The sequence below is a fragment of the Desulforhopalus singaporensis genome (assembly GCF_900104445.1).
Classification (GTDB): domain Bacteria; phylum Desulfobacterota; class Desulfobulbia; order Desulfobulbales; family Desulfocapsaceae; genus Desulforhopalus_A; species Desulforhopalus_A singaporensis.
Map to the genome: position 1 here is coordinate 33,899 of NZ_FNJI01000006.1, position 15,741 is coordinate 49,639.

General features: G+C 51.4%; 16 protein-coding genes. 5 read left to right on the forward strand and 11 right to left on the reverse strand.

Annotated elements, in window-relative coordinates:
* Positions 1 to 2: 2 nt before the first annotated feature.
* The 11 genes from pdxA to BLQ17_RS05275 form a co-directional block, all read right to left on the reverse strand.
* The gene (gene pdxA, locus BLQ17_RS05225; protein ID WP_218121719.1) at positions 3 to 1,016 is read right to left on the reverse strand and encodes a 4-hydroxythreonine-4-phosphate dehydrogenase PdxA; all 1,014 of its coding nucleotides are present in this window, start codon (positions 1,014 to 1,016) and stop codon (positions 3 to 5) included.
* A gap of 235 nt (positions 1,017 to 1,251) precedes the next feature.
* Positions 1,252 to 1,623 (reverse strand): YraN family protein, encoded by a 372-nt coding sequence (locus BLQ17_RS05230; protein WP_092220514.1) that lies wholly within the window; start codon positions 1,621 to 1,623, stop codon positions 1,252 to 1,254.
* Positions 1,616 to 2,257, reverse strand: coding sequence for a ribonuclease HII (locus tag BLQ17_RS05235; protein WP_092220516.1), 642 nt, complete (start codon positions 2,255 to 2,257; stop codon positions 1,616 to 1,618). Before BLQ17_RS05235 ends, BLQ17_RS05230 begins: the two co-directional genes overlap by 8 nt.
* Positions 2,258 to 2,345: 88 nt before the next feature.
* Positions 2,346 to 2,699 carry a 50S ribosomal protein L19 gene (gene rplS / locus BLQ17_RS05240; RefSeq protein WP_092220518.1) on the reverse strand — a complete coding sequence of 118 codons (354 nt, stop codon included), beginning with the start codon at positions 2,697 to 2,699 and terminating at the stop codon, positions 2,346 to 2,348.
* 73 nt (positions 2,700 to 2,772) lie between these two features.
* A complete protein-coding gene (locus BLQ17_RS05245; protein ID WP_092220520.1) occupies positions 2,773 to 3,336 on the reverse strand; it encodes an RNA methyltransferase in 564 nt (187 codons plus the stop codon).
* Positions 3,333 to 4,103, reverse strand: a complete 771-nt coding sequence (trmD, locus tag BLQ17_RS05250) for a tRNA (guanosine(37)-N1)-methyltransferase TrmD (protein WP_092220522.1) — start codon at positions 4,101 to 4,103, stop codon at positions 3,333 to 3,335. The genes BLQ17_RS05245 and trmD overlap by 4 nt, the downstream gene beginning before the upstream one ends.
* Before the next feature lie 19 nt (positions 4,104 to 4,122).
* Entirely contained in the window at positions 4,123 to 4,671 is a 549-nt protein-coding gene (rimM, locus tag BLQ17_RS05255; RefSeq protein ID WP_092220524.1) for a ribosome maturation factor RimM, read from the reverse strand.
* A 14-nt stretch (positions 4,672 to 4,685) separates the two neighbouring features.
* On the reverse strand, positions 4,686 to 4,916 hold the full coding sequence (locus tag BLQ17_RS05260) for a KH domain-containing protein (protein WP_092220526.1): 231 nt from the start codon (positions 4,914 to 4,916) through the stop codon (positions 4,686 to 4,688).
* A 2-nt stretch (positions 4,917 to 4,918) separates the two neighbouring features.
* Positions 4,919 to 5,167, reverse strand: coding sequence for a 30S ribosomal protein S16 (gene rpsP, locus BLQ17_RS05265; RefSeq protein WP_092220528.1), 249 nt, complete (start codon positions 5,165 to 5,167; stop codon positions 4,919 to 4,921).
* Positions 5,168 to 5,242: 75 nt separating this feature from the next.
* A complete protein-coding gene (ffh, locus tag BLQ17_RS05270) occupies positions 5,243 to 6,598 on the reverse strand; it encodes a signal recognition particle protein (RefSeq protein WP_092220530.1) in 1,356 nt (451 codons plus the stop codon).
* Positions 6,599 to 6,860: 262 nt separating this feature from the next.
* Entirely contained in the window at positions 6,861 to 7,148 is a 288-nt protein-coding gene (locus tag BLQ17_RS05275) for a hypothetical protein (protein WP_092220532.1), read from the reverse strand.
* A 259-nt stretch (positions 7,149 to 7,407) separates the two neighbouring features.
* Here BLQ17_RS05275 and BLQ17_RS05280 point away from each other — a divergent pair, with 259 nt between their 5' ends.
* From BLQ17_RS05280 to BLQ17_RS05300, 5 genes are all read left to right on the forward strand, one after another.
* A complete protein-coding gene (locus BLQ17_RS05280; protein ID WP_092220533.1) occupies positions 7,408 to 8,223 on the forward strand; it encodes a CbbQ/NirQ/NorQ/GpvN family protein in 816 nt (271 codons plus the stop codon).
* 34 nt (positions 8,224 to 8,257) lie between these two features.
* Positions 8,258 to 10,540, forward strand: a complete 2,283-nt coding sequence (locus tag BLQ17_RS05285; protein ID WP_092220535.1) for a nitric oxide reductase activation protein NorD — start codon at positions 8,258 to 8,260, stop codon at positions 10,538 to 10,540.
* 706 nt (positions 10,541 to 11,246) lie between these two features.
* Positions 11,247 to 12,557 (forward strand): L-lactate MFS transporter, encoded by a 1,311-nt coding sequence (locus BLQ17_RS05290; protein ID WP_092220536.1) that lies wholly within the window; start codon positions 11,247 to 11,249, stop codon positions 12,555 to 12,557.
* Positions 12,558 to 12,662: 105 nt separating this feature from the next.
* The gene (acs, locus tag BLQ17_RS05295; RefSeq protein WP_092220537.1) at positions 12,663 to 14,693 is read left to right on the forward strand and encodes an acetate--CoA ligase; all 2,031 of its coding nucleotides are present in this window, start codon (positions 12,663 to 12,665) and stop codon (positions 14,691 to 14,693) included.
* Between the two features lie 226 nt (positions 14,694 to 14,919).
* Complete coding sequence (locus tag BLQ17_RS05300) at positions 14,920 to 15,579, forward strand: site-2 protease family protein (protein WP_092220539.1); 660 nt, start codon at positions 14,920 to 14,922, stop codon at positions 15,577 to 15,579.
* Positions 15,580 to 15,741 lie beyond the last annotated feature (162 nt).

The window sequence follows — 15,741 nt, forward strand, 5'->3', positions numbered from 1 at the left end:
AACTATTGCTTGGGGCAGCTGTCAAACTTTTTTCGGTTGGTGCATATCGAGTCGGCAAGGTTTACGGCGGCGGCAAGACTCAGGTGGCTGGCCACTCCTTTGCCCGCTATGTCATAGGCGGTGCCGTGATCGACGGAAGTACGTACTATGGGCAGCCCAAGGGTTACGTTTACCCCGTCGTCGAAATGCAGTAATTTAAAGGGAATCAACCCCTGGTCGTGATACATGCAAACTACCGCGTCATAGTTGCCGGACGCAGCCGAGTAAAAAACGGTATCCGGCGGAAACGGCCCGCTAACATCTATGGTTCTGCGCTTTGCTGCTTCAACCGCGGGTCTGATTATATCCCTTTCCTCGCGGCCGAAAAGCGCGTCCTCTCCAGCGTGGGGGTTGAGTCCGGCAACAGCTATTTTTGGCGCGGGGATGCCAAAATCGCGAACAAGACTATTGCTGGTCACATCTATAAGTGAGTTGACCGCCTCAGAGGTGATCATTGCCGGTACAGTTTTTAGTGCACAGTGGATGGTGACCAGGGTCACCTTCAGCCTTGTGCCGGCCATCATCATGACAACATCCCGTGTGCCGGTGAGGTGGGCGAGCATTTCGGTGTGTCCGGGGTAGTCGTAGCCGGCGCTGTTAAGGGTTGTCTTGGCAATGGGACAGGTAGTGATGCCGTCGATAATGTTTTTCTGGATAAGGTCGACCCCGGTCTCGATATAGTGAGCCATGGCTCTGCCGGTCTCCATGGTGGGGTGCCCCCAGCTGAATTCTGTTTCTGGCAATTGCGACAAATTTAGTACCGGGATGGTTCTTTCGGTAAAAGGGCGGCCTGGCTGCCAGTCGCTGATCGGGGGGCAACCGATACCAAGTTCTGCTGCACATCGCTCAAGTACGGCGGCGTCGCCAAGCACCACCGGCTGCAGGCTGGCAGACAAGGTCGGGTCGGCGAAAAATTTGAGGATGATCTCCGGGCCGATTCCAGCCGGGCAGCCCATGGTGATTCCAATTGTATTCATAGCTCCAGTGTACCGTTAATTTATCAAGTTGCAAGATTGGATCAGCTCCCTTATGGAGAAAATGTATCGAATACATTAATCCGCTTGCTTTACGAAAACAATCCTTTGCTTTCATTAAAGTTTTCAGCTTCGACCACGCACCGGTACGCATCGTCTGGATGGGGACGAAAACTTTCGTTGTCTAATGTCAGGGGAGCTGGGCAGACGGCCGGGGTGGTTGCTGTTTCGCCGGGCGCTACAGGCAGTACTCGAAGGCGTTTTTTACCAGATCTATGCGGGGAGGCTGACCTTTTTGGTGTAAAACAGCCACAACGTCAAACCGGACCTGGCAGTGGTACAAGTTCTTCTGGGCAAGAAACAGTTGTGCAGCCTTGCATATCTGCTGCTGTTTTCTGGCGGTAACGGCAGAAAGCGGGTTCCCGTAGTCGTTTGAGCTTCTGGTCTTTACCTCGACAAAGACAAGACACGGACCGTCGTAGGCTATGATGTCAATCTCTCCATATCTGCAGCGAAAATTCTGTTCCACCAGCTTGAAACCGTTCCGTTTAAGAAAGCCTGCGGCCCTTTTTTCACCATTTTTCCCAAGAAGCTGGAGCCTGTTAAGCATGTTCCCTGACACCTTTGAAGCTCAACCGATGGAGGGGGCAGGGGCCGTGTTTAATTATCGCTTCCCGGTGTTCCCGGGTCGGGTAGCCCTTGTTTTTGATGAAATTGTACTGGGGGAATTTATCATGCAGTTCAGTCATCATCTGGTCTCTTGCAACTTTTGCAACGATACTGGCTGCGGCGATTGAACCGCTTTTGGATTCCCCTTTTATCAGAGCTTGCTGGGGGATAGCGAGCGGCACGTTGAACTTGCCGTCGACGAGGATGTAGTCTGGAGCCGGGCGAGCCAGATTTTCAACTGCCCTTTTCATGGCGAGAAGTGAAGCCTGAAGAATATTGAGGGAGTCGATTTTGCTCTGGCTTACCACGCCAATGCCGATATGCGCCCCCATTTCTGTGAGTCGCAGGTTGAGTTCAACCCGCTTTTTGTGGCTGAGCTGTTTGGAGTCGATAAATTGACTCGCACAAAGGTCGCCAGGCAGAATCACCGCGGCGGCCACCACCGGCCCGGCGAGTGGACCACGACCCACTTCATCGCATCCGGCTATGCGGTCGTACCCCTGTCGCTTGAGATATCTTTCGAAAACAAGATTATCTTCACCCGTCATTTCGCAGGTAAAAAGCGGCGTCAGCATACCTGTATGGAAATCGGCGTGGCCGTACTTCGGCCATCACCGCACAACTTTTGAGGCGGTGCGGTGATGGTGCAGCTGGTCGGCCAGATTAGCGAATAAGTCCGCGCTCCCTGATACGCGCGGCCTTACCGGTTCGCTTGCGCAGGTAGTAGAGACGGGACCGACGTACCCGCCCGCGGGTTACTACCTCGATCTTCTCAATTCGCGGGTTGTGCAGAGAGAAGGTTTTTTCAACGCCGACTCCGTGGGAGATCTTGCGGACGGTGTAGGTGGCGTTCATGGTACCGCGTTTGCGCTTGATGACCACCCCCTGAAACACCTGGACACGTTCTTTGCTGCCCTCGATGATACGGATATGTACTTTTATGGTGTCGCCCGGACGAAAATCCGGGTGGTCCATCCTCAGCTGTTCTTGATTGATTCTTTCGATTATTGTGCTCATAACGTCTTTTATAGGTTGAGGTATCAGTGTTAATGACCCAGATTAATTGTTTTTTGGGTTATTCCTAATGGTTTCAGGATCCGAGCAGCCTGTCAAGAATAATTGACGAGGCGGACCGGACCGAGAGATGGTTGTAATCTGTGCCGCCCTTGATCGGCGGCAGACCAATATCCGCCTGTTTCATTATCTCCGGTGCAAGGCCGTGAGCGGTGCCGAACAGCAGCAGGATATGTTCCCCATCTGCAATTCTATCTCTTAACTCCGCATAACTCACGTTGTTTTTCTGTTCAAGCGCGCTGGTAGTTACCACCAGCGGTGATTTGCCGTACTGAGCTGCAACTGTTTCCCTAATCTCCGCAAGCGAGTTGGCAAGCTTTACGATTGCCAGGGCTTCTTTCCTTGCCGGGTTGTATCTGGCACCGTGCCCGTCACGCCAGTGTTGGAGAATTTCCTCCACGAGCTGGTGCTGATCAGAATAGGGGGTGGCAATGAAATAATTCAGCACGCCGTAGGTTCTTGCCATCCTCGCGATATCATGTATGTCGAGGTTGGTAACTGCCGAACCTATTGTTTCCCTGTTCTTGTTCATGACCGGATGGTGTATCAGCGCCAGATGTACGTTTACGCGGCTGTTCATCCCGTCGGTCCTGCTTTGGTCTTGATTTGTTCTATCCTGTCAAGCAGGTTGTGCTGCTTAAGCAGTTTTCTTTCTTCACTGGTAAACGTTTCTGCAGCGATCAGGTCGGGTCGTCTCTTCATGGTTTTTTTGACCGATTCCACAAAACGAAATTTTTCTATCCTGGCATGGTCTCCGGAAAGCAGCGCTTCCGGCACCTCCACCTGCTCAAAGTATCTCGGTCTGGTGTACTGAGAATGCTTGAGAAGGCTTCTGCTGAAACTGTCTTTTGCTACACTGTCGCTGCAACCGAGAACACCCGGCAGTAGCCTGGTAACCGAATCGATAATTACCATGGCGCCAAGTTCTCCGCCGGTGAGAATATAGTCGCCGATGGAGATCTCTTCATCGACATAATGATCGACGAACCTCTCATCAACTCCTTCGTATCGCCCGCATATCAGGATAAGGTGCTTTCTGCCGGCAAATTCCTCAGCCACCCGCTGGGTGTAGGGTCGCCCCTGCGGGGTCAACAGAACAACAGTGGCTTCTGCGTGTTTCCCTGTCCTTGACCTGACCGCTGCGGCAAGAGGCTCGGCCTTCATCACCATCCCTTCGCCTCCTCCGAAAGGGCGGTCATCCGTCATCTGATGACGGTCGCTTGCAAAGTCCCGGAGATTGATGATATTTGCCTCTATCTGCTCTTTCGCCAGCGCTCTTCGGATGATGCCTTCCTGAAGAGGAGATTGCAGAAGCTCAGGAAAAATAGTGATAATATCAAAAATCATCGCACGACAGTTCCGGGTCTCAGAGTGAAGTCCGGTTGATCTCGATCAGTCCCTCAGGCGGATCGATAATCAGACATTCCTCAGATACGCTCACAACGATTTCCCTGGTAACCGGGACGAAAAATTCGTCGTTGCCGTCAGAGGCCACGATTACGTCCTGGGCACCGTTATTAAACAACGAAACCACTTTGCCCAGATAATTGCCGTCTCTGTCAGTGATGTTCTTGCCGACATACTGATGCCAGTAGAATTCTCCCGCCTCTGGTTCGGGCAGATCTTTCTTGGCAACGAGCACCCCTGCGCCGACCGTCTCTTCTGCCCCCTGGCGATCTGATATGCCCTCAAGACCAATCACCACGTTTTTTCCCTGGGGCCTGCAGCTTGCAAGCTTGAGGGGCACAGATAAACGACCGTCACGGTTGACCAGTACAAGCTCCGGATAGTCTGCTATCCTCTCAGGCTGACCGGAAAAAGAGACAACCTTGAGCTCTCCCTTGAGGCCGTGTGGCTTTGCTATCTTGCCTATCAGCAGGTGCGTGTCTTCGGGATAACGAAAATTCTCACCCATCTGCAACAAAACCGTTATTCGACAATATCCAGACGGGAGCGCTTATTCTCTTTTTCCGCCGCCGCGGCAAGAACGGACCGCAAGGCTCTTGCCGTACGGCCCTGTTTGCCGATTACCTTGCCTAGATCTCCCTGGGCGACTGTCAACTCGAGCGTGACAGTGTCGTCTTCATCACTCCTTTTGACCTGGACTGCATCCGGGTCGTCGACGAGTGATTTGGCAATATAGGAAATCAGTTCTTCCATCTCTACTGTTCTGATCCAGCAGCTTTTTTGAGCAGGCTCTTTACGGTAGTTGTCGGAAGGGCGCCTTTGCCAAGCCAGTCCTGCAGCTTGGTCTCATCTATCTTGATCGCCGCCGGATCCTGCAGAGGATCATAGGTTCCCAAGACGTCAAGGAATTTGCCGTCGCGCTTGCTTTCACTGTCAGCGACGATAATACGATAGAACGGTTGTTTTTTTCTGCCAAGTCGAGTTAGACGAATACGTACTGCCATTCCGGTTAATCCTCCGGTTTAATTATTCTTATTTATGGTCCTGTAATTCTGAAAAGTACAGTCTTCAGGTTCGAACTATCTTCTTTTCATACCTTTAGGTATCTTGCGTCTCTTAACTCCGGTTATAGCACCGGGTTTACCGCTGATCTTCTTCATCATTTTCAACATCTCCGAATAGCTTTTCAACACCCGGTTGACATCGCCGATGGTTGTCCCGGAGCCGGCAGCAATTCGTTTTCTTCTGCTTGCGTTGATCATCTGATGATTTCTTCGCTCTTTGATGGTCATCGAGCGAATGATCGCTTCGGTTTTAACAAGCTCCTTCTCGTCCGGCTTGGGCACGTCCTTGAGCTTTTTCAGCTTACTGATGCCCGGAACCATATCAAGAATCTGATCCAGAGATCCCATTTTCTTGATCTGTTGAATCTGGTCAAGAAAATCCTCCAGGGTGAACTTGTTTTTTTTCAGCTTCTTGGCGATTTTGTCGGCTTCTTTTTTATCGACAACCGCCTCGGCTTTTTCTATCAGGGTGAGAATATCTCCCATCCCGAGGATACGGGAGGCGACCCGCTCCGGATGGAATACTTCCAGGTCGTCAAGTCCTTCGCCGATACCGACGAATTTTATCGGTTTACCGGTTATATTCTTGATGGAGAGCGCAGCCCCGCCTCTCGCATCACCTTCCATTTTGGTGAGAACAATGCCGGAAACTTCAAGGTCGCTGTTGAACTTGTCGGCGACAGTGACTGCGTCCTGTCCGGTCATTGCATCGGCAACAAACAGAACCTCTGAAAGTGGAATAGCCGCCTGAATTTCCTTGAGCTCGTCCATCAGGGCTTCATCTATGTGGAGTCGCCCTGCTGTATCGATTATCAGTGTATCATAGTTTCGTACTTCGGCTTCTTTCAGGGCCTGGTGGCAGATTTCGACCGGCTTGATGTCGGTTGTGGAAGGGTGTACCGGTATTTCCAGACGCTCGCCGAGTACCTGCAGCTGCTCAATGGCGGCCGGTCGGTAAATATCGGCGGGAACAAGATAAGGTTTGCGCCCCTTCGCCTTCAGCATCTTGGCGAGTTTGCCGGAGGTGGTCGTCTTCCCAGAACCCTGAAGACCTGCCATCATGATGACCACCGGCTGTCTGCCGTCAAGTTCAATCTGCTCGGTTACTCCGCCCAGAAGTTCAACCAGTTCTTCGTGGACAATCTTGATAACCTGTTGCCCGGGGGACAGTGCCCCGGAGACTTCTCTGCCGACAGCCTTCTGGGTTACGGTTGCAACAAAATCCTTGGCTACTTTGAAGTTGACATCAGCCTCCAGCAGGGCTGTGCGAACTTCGCGCATGGCCTCTGCTATGTTTTCTTCGGAAAGTTTGCCGTGGCCTCGAAGTTTTTTGAATACCCCTTCAAGTCTGTCAGATAAATTTTCAAACATAATTTGTTATTGCAATCAGAAAAGTCCTATAAACGACAATGTCGTGCCACACAGATCTTGGTTGATTAAGTCTGTTAAAAATGTCAAAAGTGCGTAAAAATAACCGTTTGGCGGCAACAGAAAGCAAACTGCCTGTCAACCGGAGCTCAAAAGAGATGAAAAATACTTCGATTTGCTGGTGTTGTCAAGAAAGGAACGACCGCAGGAGCAAAAAAGAGCCGTGAATCATGGCCATGGCTTTTCGGTCGGCGGTGCCACTGATTTAGCATCTTGGTTTGAACCCGTACCTGGGGAGGTAATATATTATTGTAGGCCATATCAGCAGTACCAGGGTGAGCCAGAGGTATTTCCGGGATATCGGAGAAAAGGGTCGATAAAAAATATCCCGTAATACAATGAACATAAGACCGACATTAATGACGAACCCCACACTGCAGAGCGTGATAAGCCGGTTGGCGTAGCGAAGTTCGGGGTATACGGCCAGGGCGAGGATCAGGATGGCGGCAAAACAGATGGCAAATACCGAGTATATCTTTTCAAAAACGTTCATGAGTCCTGAGAAGTAGGATGAATCTGAGCAAGTGGGCCGGACCAGGAGCGAGGCGCCTTGGGCCTGAGAGTAAGTACAATACGCTATTTTACCGCCGGGAGCCATAGAATTATCTTTTCATCACAGTGGAACTCGATGACTGATGAGGTATAGAACAAGGGGGCGGTGGTAAACGCTTAACAGGGTCGGATTTTTTTCGGTGCCTTGCCCATTGTCCGCAGGTGTCATACACTTTGTGGTATGCAATGGGAGAAAAATTATGACCAACACCCTTGAGTATAACATTGACGAACACCTCATTGAGAAGGAGCCTTTCTATATGGCACAGTCCAATGAGGTGGAGATCGGCTTAACAGCTCAGGCCAACCAGTTGCCGCTGCTGCTGAAAGGGCCGACCGGTTGCGGTAAAACCCGTTTTATGCAATATCTTGCCTGGAGACTCAAAAGCCCGCTCATCACCGTCTCCTGCCATGACGATCTCTCGACGTCAGATCTGGTCGGCAGGTATCTTGTCAAGGCAAGCGAGGCGGTCTGGCAGGATGGTCCTCTTACCCTGGCCCTGCGTGCCGGGGGGATCTGTTATCTTGATGAGATCGTCGAGGCGAGAAAAGATACCACGGTGGTGATTCACCCACTGACCGATGACCGGCGGGAGCTGCCGGTTGAAAAACTTGGGAAACTGTATAAGGCGCCGGACGATTTCATGCTCGCCGTCTCATACAATCCCGGGTACCAGAGTGTCACTAAAGATTTGAAGCCTTCGACCAGACAGCGCTTTGTGTCGTTGAACTTCGATTATCCGGACCCGGAGCTGGAAGCTGAGATCGTGGGCAGGGAAAGTGGCTGTGATCCAGGACTCAGTCGGAAGATGGTGAAACTAGCGGCAATGACCAGGAGCCTGAAGGAGTCTGGCCTGCCGGAGGGAGCTTCCACCAGGCTGATTATTCAGGCCGTCAAGCTGATGCAGGGAGGAATCTGCGCAGTTGACGCCTGTCGTGCCGGGGTAATCGAAAGTCTCACCGATGACCCTGAGCTTCTGGAGGCAATGGATGATATGATCACTTCTCTGTTTTAGCGGGGATCCAGATACCAGACAGAGAGGGACCGCTATGGCCGGTTCTAAAATTAAAGCCCAGAAACAGAAATTCTACGAGACCGTTCTGCCTGCCTGGCCAAATGAGTGGGAAATAACCGAGATTTTCGATCGACTTGAACTTCTTGACAGTGGCAGCCGCGAGATGGTGTTGTCCCAGGTCGAGGTGCTCTGGCCCGTCAGCCACAGCCTTTGTATTGCCTATATGACGGAAGCTATACCGGCCCTGCAGAGCCTTCCCCGGGAGCGGCTAGGAGACTGGATACGCTGTCTGCTCGATGTTTATGAAAAACAAGGACTTTCGGGAGCGCGCCAATTTATGGCCGATGTCGAGCACCATCTCGTCCGCCAACGTGAGCCCGCACTGGTCCGTCTTGACGACATCGGGGCCCGGATGACCCATTTTCTCAACGGAATCGGTGGAAAGCGTTATGAACTCGGGGTTGCCGATCTGCCTGCCACCGATACTTCTAAAGTGTATCTGCCGGACAGCGTTGAGTTTTTTACGGACCTGGACGCCAACAGGCTGGTGTATAAACTGCTGGCGGCGCTGCAGTGGGCAAACATTGAAACCGGTCTGTATCGTGAAATAACCGATATATCCCGTACAGCCGGTGATCTGGACAGGATAGAACAGATTGTGTTGTCCGGTGTTGATGATGGAAAAAAGGCAATGGATCTTTTGCGGGTACTGCAGTTCTTAAGGGCCTACCAACTTGTAAAACTCGATTTGCCGGGACTTTTCCGGGACTCCAGGTCAATAGTGGGCCACCTGGTAGATAAGTTGTTCCCCAGGCTTGAGAGCGAACCGCTGGCACAGGTCATGAACGGGCTGCTTGTCGGGGCGACAGGTGCAGGCGAACGGTTGTCGGCCGGTTGTAACCAATGGTTGCCGGAGGGTAAATTGCTGGCGGGGGGAGAATGGATCAAAAAGAGTGCGTTGTCACTTATGGCTGAATTCTATCCCAAGATTGCCGACATCGGCGGTTCACTGACCTTTGGCAGTGGTGAACTGCTACTTGGCCGGCTCGATTTTAGAGGCGGTGTTGCAGAAATCAGGAAAACAAGGCGTGATGACAGGGGAAAATTTGTGCTTCTGCTTGCCGACCATCTCAACCAGGCGACCACCGGGGCGGGGCCGGAGCAGGCCGACAGCAAAAAATTAGCAAAACAGATAGAAGGTCAACTGGCGGTTGTCCTGCAGAAAAGTGAAGCAAAAAGCACCAGACGGCAACGAGCGGTCCGGCTAGTCATAGATAACAGATCGGCTGAGCTCTCGGACGAACTTGTTGCGACGATGAATCGGATACAAAATGATCTGGGAGTGGTGCCTGAAGCTTACGTGCAGGCCGCGGTCGGTATGGCGGGGCATGGAGTACACCGTCTAGAGGAAGGCGGCGGTGGTGTCGACCGGGCAGCACCGCCGCGGTCGCAATTTGTCTACGATGAATGGGACTACCGGAGAGCCGGTTACCGGAGAGACTGGTGCACCCTTTATGAGAAGCCCCTGACGGGGGTGAAATCACAGTTTGTCGTAAATATCCTGGCCAGGTATGCGCCCCTGTTGAAAAAACTGAAATACAGGTTCGAGATGCTGAGGAGTCGGGAGCGGTATGCGCGTAGACGGCGGCACGGCGATGATATTGATCTCGATGCGCTGATCGATGCTCTTGGCGACGTGCGCGCGGGACTTGTTCCCAGCGACAGGCTTTTTGTAAGGCTTATTCGGGATGAGCGGGATGTCGGGACCTGTTTTCTTGTCGATATGTCAAACTCGACCGAAGGGTGGGTGGGAACAGCGATCAAGGAATCGCTGGTTCTGCTTGCCCAGAGCCTGGAGGCTGCCGGCGATCCTTACGGAATTTACGGATTTTCCGGTATGCGCCGCTTGAAAAGTGAATTCTACAATATAAAGGAATTTACAGAACCTTACAGCTTGAAGGTGGAACAGAAGATTGCCGCTATGAAGCCGATGGAATTCACCCGGATGGGACCTCCGATCCGCCACCTGACGAAGAAAATGATGAATCTGCAGAACAGGGTCAGGTTGCTGGTGGTAATTTCCGACGGCAAGCCTGAAGATTATGACGACTATAAAGGCCGGTACGCAATCGAGGACACCAGAAAAGCATTGCTGGAGGCAAAGGGGATGGGAATTCATGTTTTCTGCATAACCGTCGACAAGCAGGCGCAGCAATATCTGCCCCATATGTTCGGCCGGTCAAATTATGTCGTCGTCGATAACGTCTCATCCCTGCCGCTGAAGCTGGTGAATCTGTATCGCATGTTGACGGGGTAGACCTCTGTGCCGGGGACGAGGGGTGGTGCAATGGGCGGAGGTTTGTTTTTCGCCGAGAATTATTGTTATAGAGAATTGTCGCACTGGTGCGTGGGTGGAATGGCGAGGAGACAGCTGCCATCAGGTTGGAAAAAGTAAAAGCGGAATCGTTTTCGTGAAATATGGTAGTTAGGGTAGGGTAAAAGAGTTTTATTAAAGTGTTGTCGTCGGGGATTCGATTTCGGCTCTGATATTATCACTACAATGTGGTGCTACAATATTGTAGTTATATCTTCTAACAATTAGATATTGTTATGTTATTCAGTGAAATACGGGCTGTGGAACTTATTTAGAATGCTCTAATTAATGAATGACGAATGTATTGAATCAAGGTTTTTGCCTTGAGTAAATTTTTATTTTTTGATAAGTAAAATTGATACAAAGTAATTACGATTGAAGTTACAGTGTGTTAGCGACATTTTCAGTGAAATCACTTAGAAGTTTCAAAATAAAAAACCAATAGAAGGTAACAGGCCCATAACAATAAACTTAACGGAAAAGGAGGAAAACAGGAAAAACCAGCGCCGCAAATGAAAAGTGAAACAGCATTTCATTGTGAACCAATTCGGTCACCCGTACTGAGGTTTCTTAAGCCAATCAGTATATTGGGCTGATGTGAGGACGGGTGGTTGACAATGTCTTATCACTATTTCAAAAGGAGAATCTGATGTCGCAACAAAATCAATCCGTACCGGCTCAAGCGTGGATAACCGTCTTTGCCGGTATGTCGATCAATCTCTGTTTGGGAATTCTATATGCCTGGAGTATCTGGAAATCGGCTCTTGTAAATGTGGATCTGGCGGGCCAGGCAATGACAGGAATGAATGTAGGATGGACATACCTGACCAACGCCCAGGCGGCAACACCGTTTTCTCTTTGTGTCATTATCTTCGCCCTGTTGATGATCCCCGGAGGGCGGATACAGGATACGATCAGCCCGCGTTTCGGAGCAACGGTTGGCGGGCTTACCCTGGCAGCCGGATGTATCGTAGCTGGTATGATGAAAAGCTATCTTGGTATAGTTATCGGGTTTGGTGTTCTCGGGGGTATAGGTATGGGAATAGGTTATGCTGCCCCGACTCCCGCAGCACTCAAGTGGTTTGGCCCCCACAAAAGAGGGCTCATCGCCGGTATAGTGGTTGGTGGGTACGGTGGAGCTGCCCTTTATATCGGGTATCTGGGTCAGTTTCTTATCAATAAGTTCGGCATTACCGGAAGTTTCGTCGGCCTCGGTGTTTTCTTTGCGGTGGTTGTTGTCGTTGCCGGGCAGTTGCTGAAAACTCCGCCTGAAGATTATAAACCGCCAACTCTTGCCGGTGCAAACGTGGCTACTGCGAGTTCAACAATCACCAACTGGGAAGCGTCTGAGGTTATCAGGACATGGCAGTTTTATGCCCTGGTCATAATGTTTATTCTCACCACTCAGTCAGGGCTCCTGATTATTGCCAATGCCAAGGGGTTGATGGTGGGAGCCGCACAGGGAATGCCTTTCTTTGCTGCAAACGCCTGGCTGCTGGTCTCCTACGGCGGGTTCGTCAATGCTGCCGGTCGTGTTGGGACGGGATTTTATTCAGATAAGATCGGTCGGCTGAACGCCTATTGCCTTAACTGTGGTATCTCTGCTATCTGTTTGTTCTCACTGCCTTATATTATCGGTACCCAGAACCTGCTGCTGCTTTTTGTCGCGGTCGGGATTGCCTACTGGCAATATGGCGGAGGCCTTGCCCTGATGCCTTCCTTTACCTCGGATTTCTTCGGACCGAAAAATCTCGGCATGAATTACGGCCTGGTTTTTATGGGCTGGGGACTCGGGTTTTTCATGGCACGTCTTGGCGGGACTATTGAGGATATAACAGGAAGCCTGAATTACGCGTTCTACATCTCAGGAGCTTTGCTTGTGGCTGGAGTAATCCTGGCCCAGTTGACCAGACGGCCGTTGCACGCAACCGAGCTGGAGGCGGAAAAAGCTTCTGCCTGAGCAATACCCAAAAGATTTCTGGATGATATGTTTTTGCAAGAGCCGCAGGGATGGTTGCTTGCGGCCCTGTTAATGATAGAGGGTCATACATAAGGAGCTACATTTATGAGCGACAAGAACACTGTTGAAACTTCTGAAGCGGAAATTGCTGTACACTGGAAAGAAGAAGAGTATTATTATCCTTCCCCCGGATTTATCGCTCAGGCCAACTTGACTGACGAATCTGTTTTCGATCGTTTCAGTCTTGAAAATTTTCCGGACTATTACACCGAGTTTGCCGAATTGCTGACCTGGTACAAGTACTGGGATGAAGTTCTTGATACCTCCGACGCGCCCTGCTGGAAATGGTTCAGGGGCGGACAACTCAACGCCAGTTACAACTGCATCGATCGTCACCTGGCAAAAAACAGGAACAAGACCGCAATTCATTTTGTACCCGAACTCGAAGATGAACCGGTCCATCATATGACGTATCAGGAGCTCTATGTTCGTGTCAATGAGTTTGCAGCGCTGTTGAAAGAGACCGCCGGACTGAAAAGAGGCGATAGGGTGACCATCCATATGCCGATGTCGGCAGAATTGCCGATCACCATGCTGGCCTGTGCCCGCCTGGGGGTTATTCACTCGGTTGTTTTTGGCGGATTTTCATCAAGCGCCTGTGCAGACAGGGTCGTAGACTCCAACAGTCGGGTGTTGATCACCATGGACGCCTACTACCGGGCCGGCAAACTGCTGAACCATAAAGCGGTGGACGACGAAGCGTGTGAGCTGGCGGAAAAGGATGGCCAGAAAGTTGACAAGATGCTTGTGTGGCAGCGTTATCCCGGCAAGATGTCGAGCGACGCGCCGCTGGTGGAAGGGCGCGATGTTGTCGTCAATGATGAACTGAAAAAATATTACGGGGCCAGGGTAGAGCCGGAAAAGATGCTTTCCGAGGAGCCGCTGTTTCTCATGTATACCAGCGGAACTACCGGCAAACCCAAAGGGGCGCAGCACGGAACAGGCGGGTACCTCGCCTATGTTACCGCAATGTCGAAGTATATTCAGGACATCCATCCTGAAGATGTGTACTGGTGCATGGCGGATATCGGCTGGATAACCGGTCACTCGTTCATCGTTTACGGCCCCCTTGCACTATGCGCCTCAACGGTCATATACGAAGGTGTCCCCACCTATCCCGACGCCGGACGTTCATGGAGGATTGCTCAGGATCTGGGGGTGAACATTTTCCATACTGCACCCACAGCTATCAGGGCGTTAAGGAAGGTCGGTCCTGATGAGCCGGCAAAGTATGACTTCCACTTCAAGCATATGACAACCGTGGGCGAACCCATTGAACCCGAAGTGTGGAAGTGGTACGAAAAGGAGGTGGGAAAAGGCAAGGCGGTGATCGTCGATACCTATTGGCAGACCGAGACGGGCGGATTCCTCTGCTCGACAGTTCCCGGTCTTCAGCCGATGAAACCCGGAAGCGCCGGTCCGGGGGTTCCGGGAATTCATCCGATTATCTTTGACGAGGATGGCAACGAAATAATTAAGGGCGCCGGTAAAGCAGGAAATATCTGCATCCAGAATCCTTGGCCGGGGTGCTTCCAGACCATATGGGGCAACAGGCAGCGGTTTGTTGATACCTATTTCGGCATGTATAACAAGGACCCGAACAGCAAGGATTGGAGGGACTGGCCCTATCTGACCGGCGATGCCGCGGTGATGTCCGAAGATGGATATGTAAGGGTTCTCGGCCGGATCGATGACGTGATAAATGTGTCCGGACACAGACTGGGAACCAAGGAGATCGAGTCGGCGGCGCTGACCGTTCCCGAGGTGGCGGAAGCCGCCGTGGTGCCGGTGAATCACGAAGTCAAGGGGAAAGAGCCTGAACTGTATGTGTCGCTGAAGCCGGGGTATGAAGCGTCCCCCGAGCTCGTCCAGAAAGTGGCAGATGCCATCACCTTTGAAATAGGCAAGATTGCCAAGTGCAGGAACGTATGGATTGTGCCCGATATGCCGAAAACCCGGTCGGGTAAAATCATGAGAAGGGTCCTTGGCGCGATATCGAACAAAGGGGATGTGGGCAACGTCATGACCCTGGCCAACCCCGAGATTGTCGAGGAAATCCAGAAAATGGTTGGGTAACCACTGAAAAATGGCGGCGACAACTTAATCTCCATCCACCGGCCGCCAAATGGCGGGAGTCCCGAGGCTCCCGCCATTTTCAGTTTTCGGGTTGTTTGCGATACAGATTGTAATAAAAACAGTTTTGCGGTTCTCGTGTTACTGTAGAAATACAAGGAAACAGGCCGTAACCATAAATGTTCAGGAACCATCCGGAGAACCCGGATGATCCACCCCCATACGTGCCATGGCTAAAGAATTTTATCTCCCCTATCTTATCAAATATTGCCCGGCCGTTCCCGAGGAAATGGTTATCATGGGTGTTGCCATGTTGACAGCGGTAATGGTCAGTGCCGAAGGGCAGGGGTTTGTGGCGACTTTGCTGGGTGATGCGGTTGCCGGGAAAAAAGATCGGCTCCATTTCAACGTATTCCTTCATCTGTCGCTGCTGGGAACTATAAATTTTTTTGTAGCCGGCTTCGGTTGGCCAAAAGAGGTACGGATAGACAAGGAAAACTTTAAGGTATATCCGCGGCTGTTTCTGTTTCTGAGCCGTTGTGCAGGGCCGGTTGCCAATCTCCTGATGGCCAATATAGCCGCAAGTATTGTGTGGATCCTCGGGAGGTGGGGTGTAGAAGACCAGGTGTTCAGCGCAATTGTGGTGGTCAATGTAACCATGGCACTGTACGGACTGTTAATTATTCCACCGCTTCCAGGTTTTGGACTGGTGGCTGCACTGTTGCCGGAAAAGGTGATGAAAACAAGGGGAATGCAGTTGCTGCAAAGCGGCGGTCCTTTTCTGGTAGTGATCTCTTTTCTGCTTATAAGGATCTCGGGGTATCAGGGAGTCGGAGCGTTTTTTAATCCTGTTGTCCGCGCAGTCACCGATTTTATGCTCCATATCTGACTGCGGTTAAAAAACGCGGAAGGCTTTTACGTCAATAAAAATTCTGCGGGTCATGCGGGTTGCGCCAGCTGGCCGAAGGAGAGTTCAGCGCTGCCGCGGGTAAATTGTAAATCCAGGTTTCAACTACCCGGCACCAACGTCGACGACCACGGTGGCAGCCCC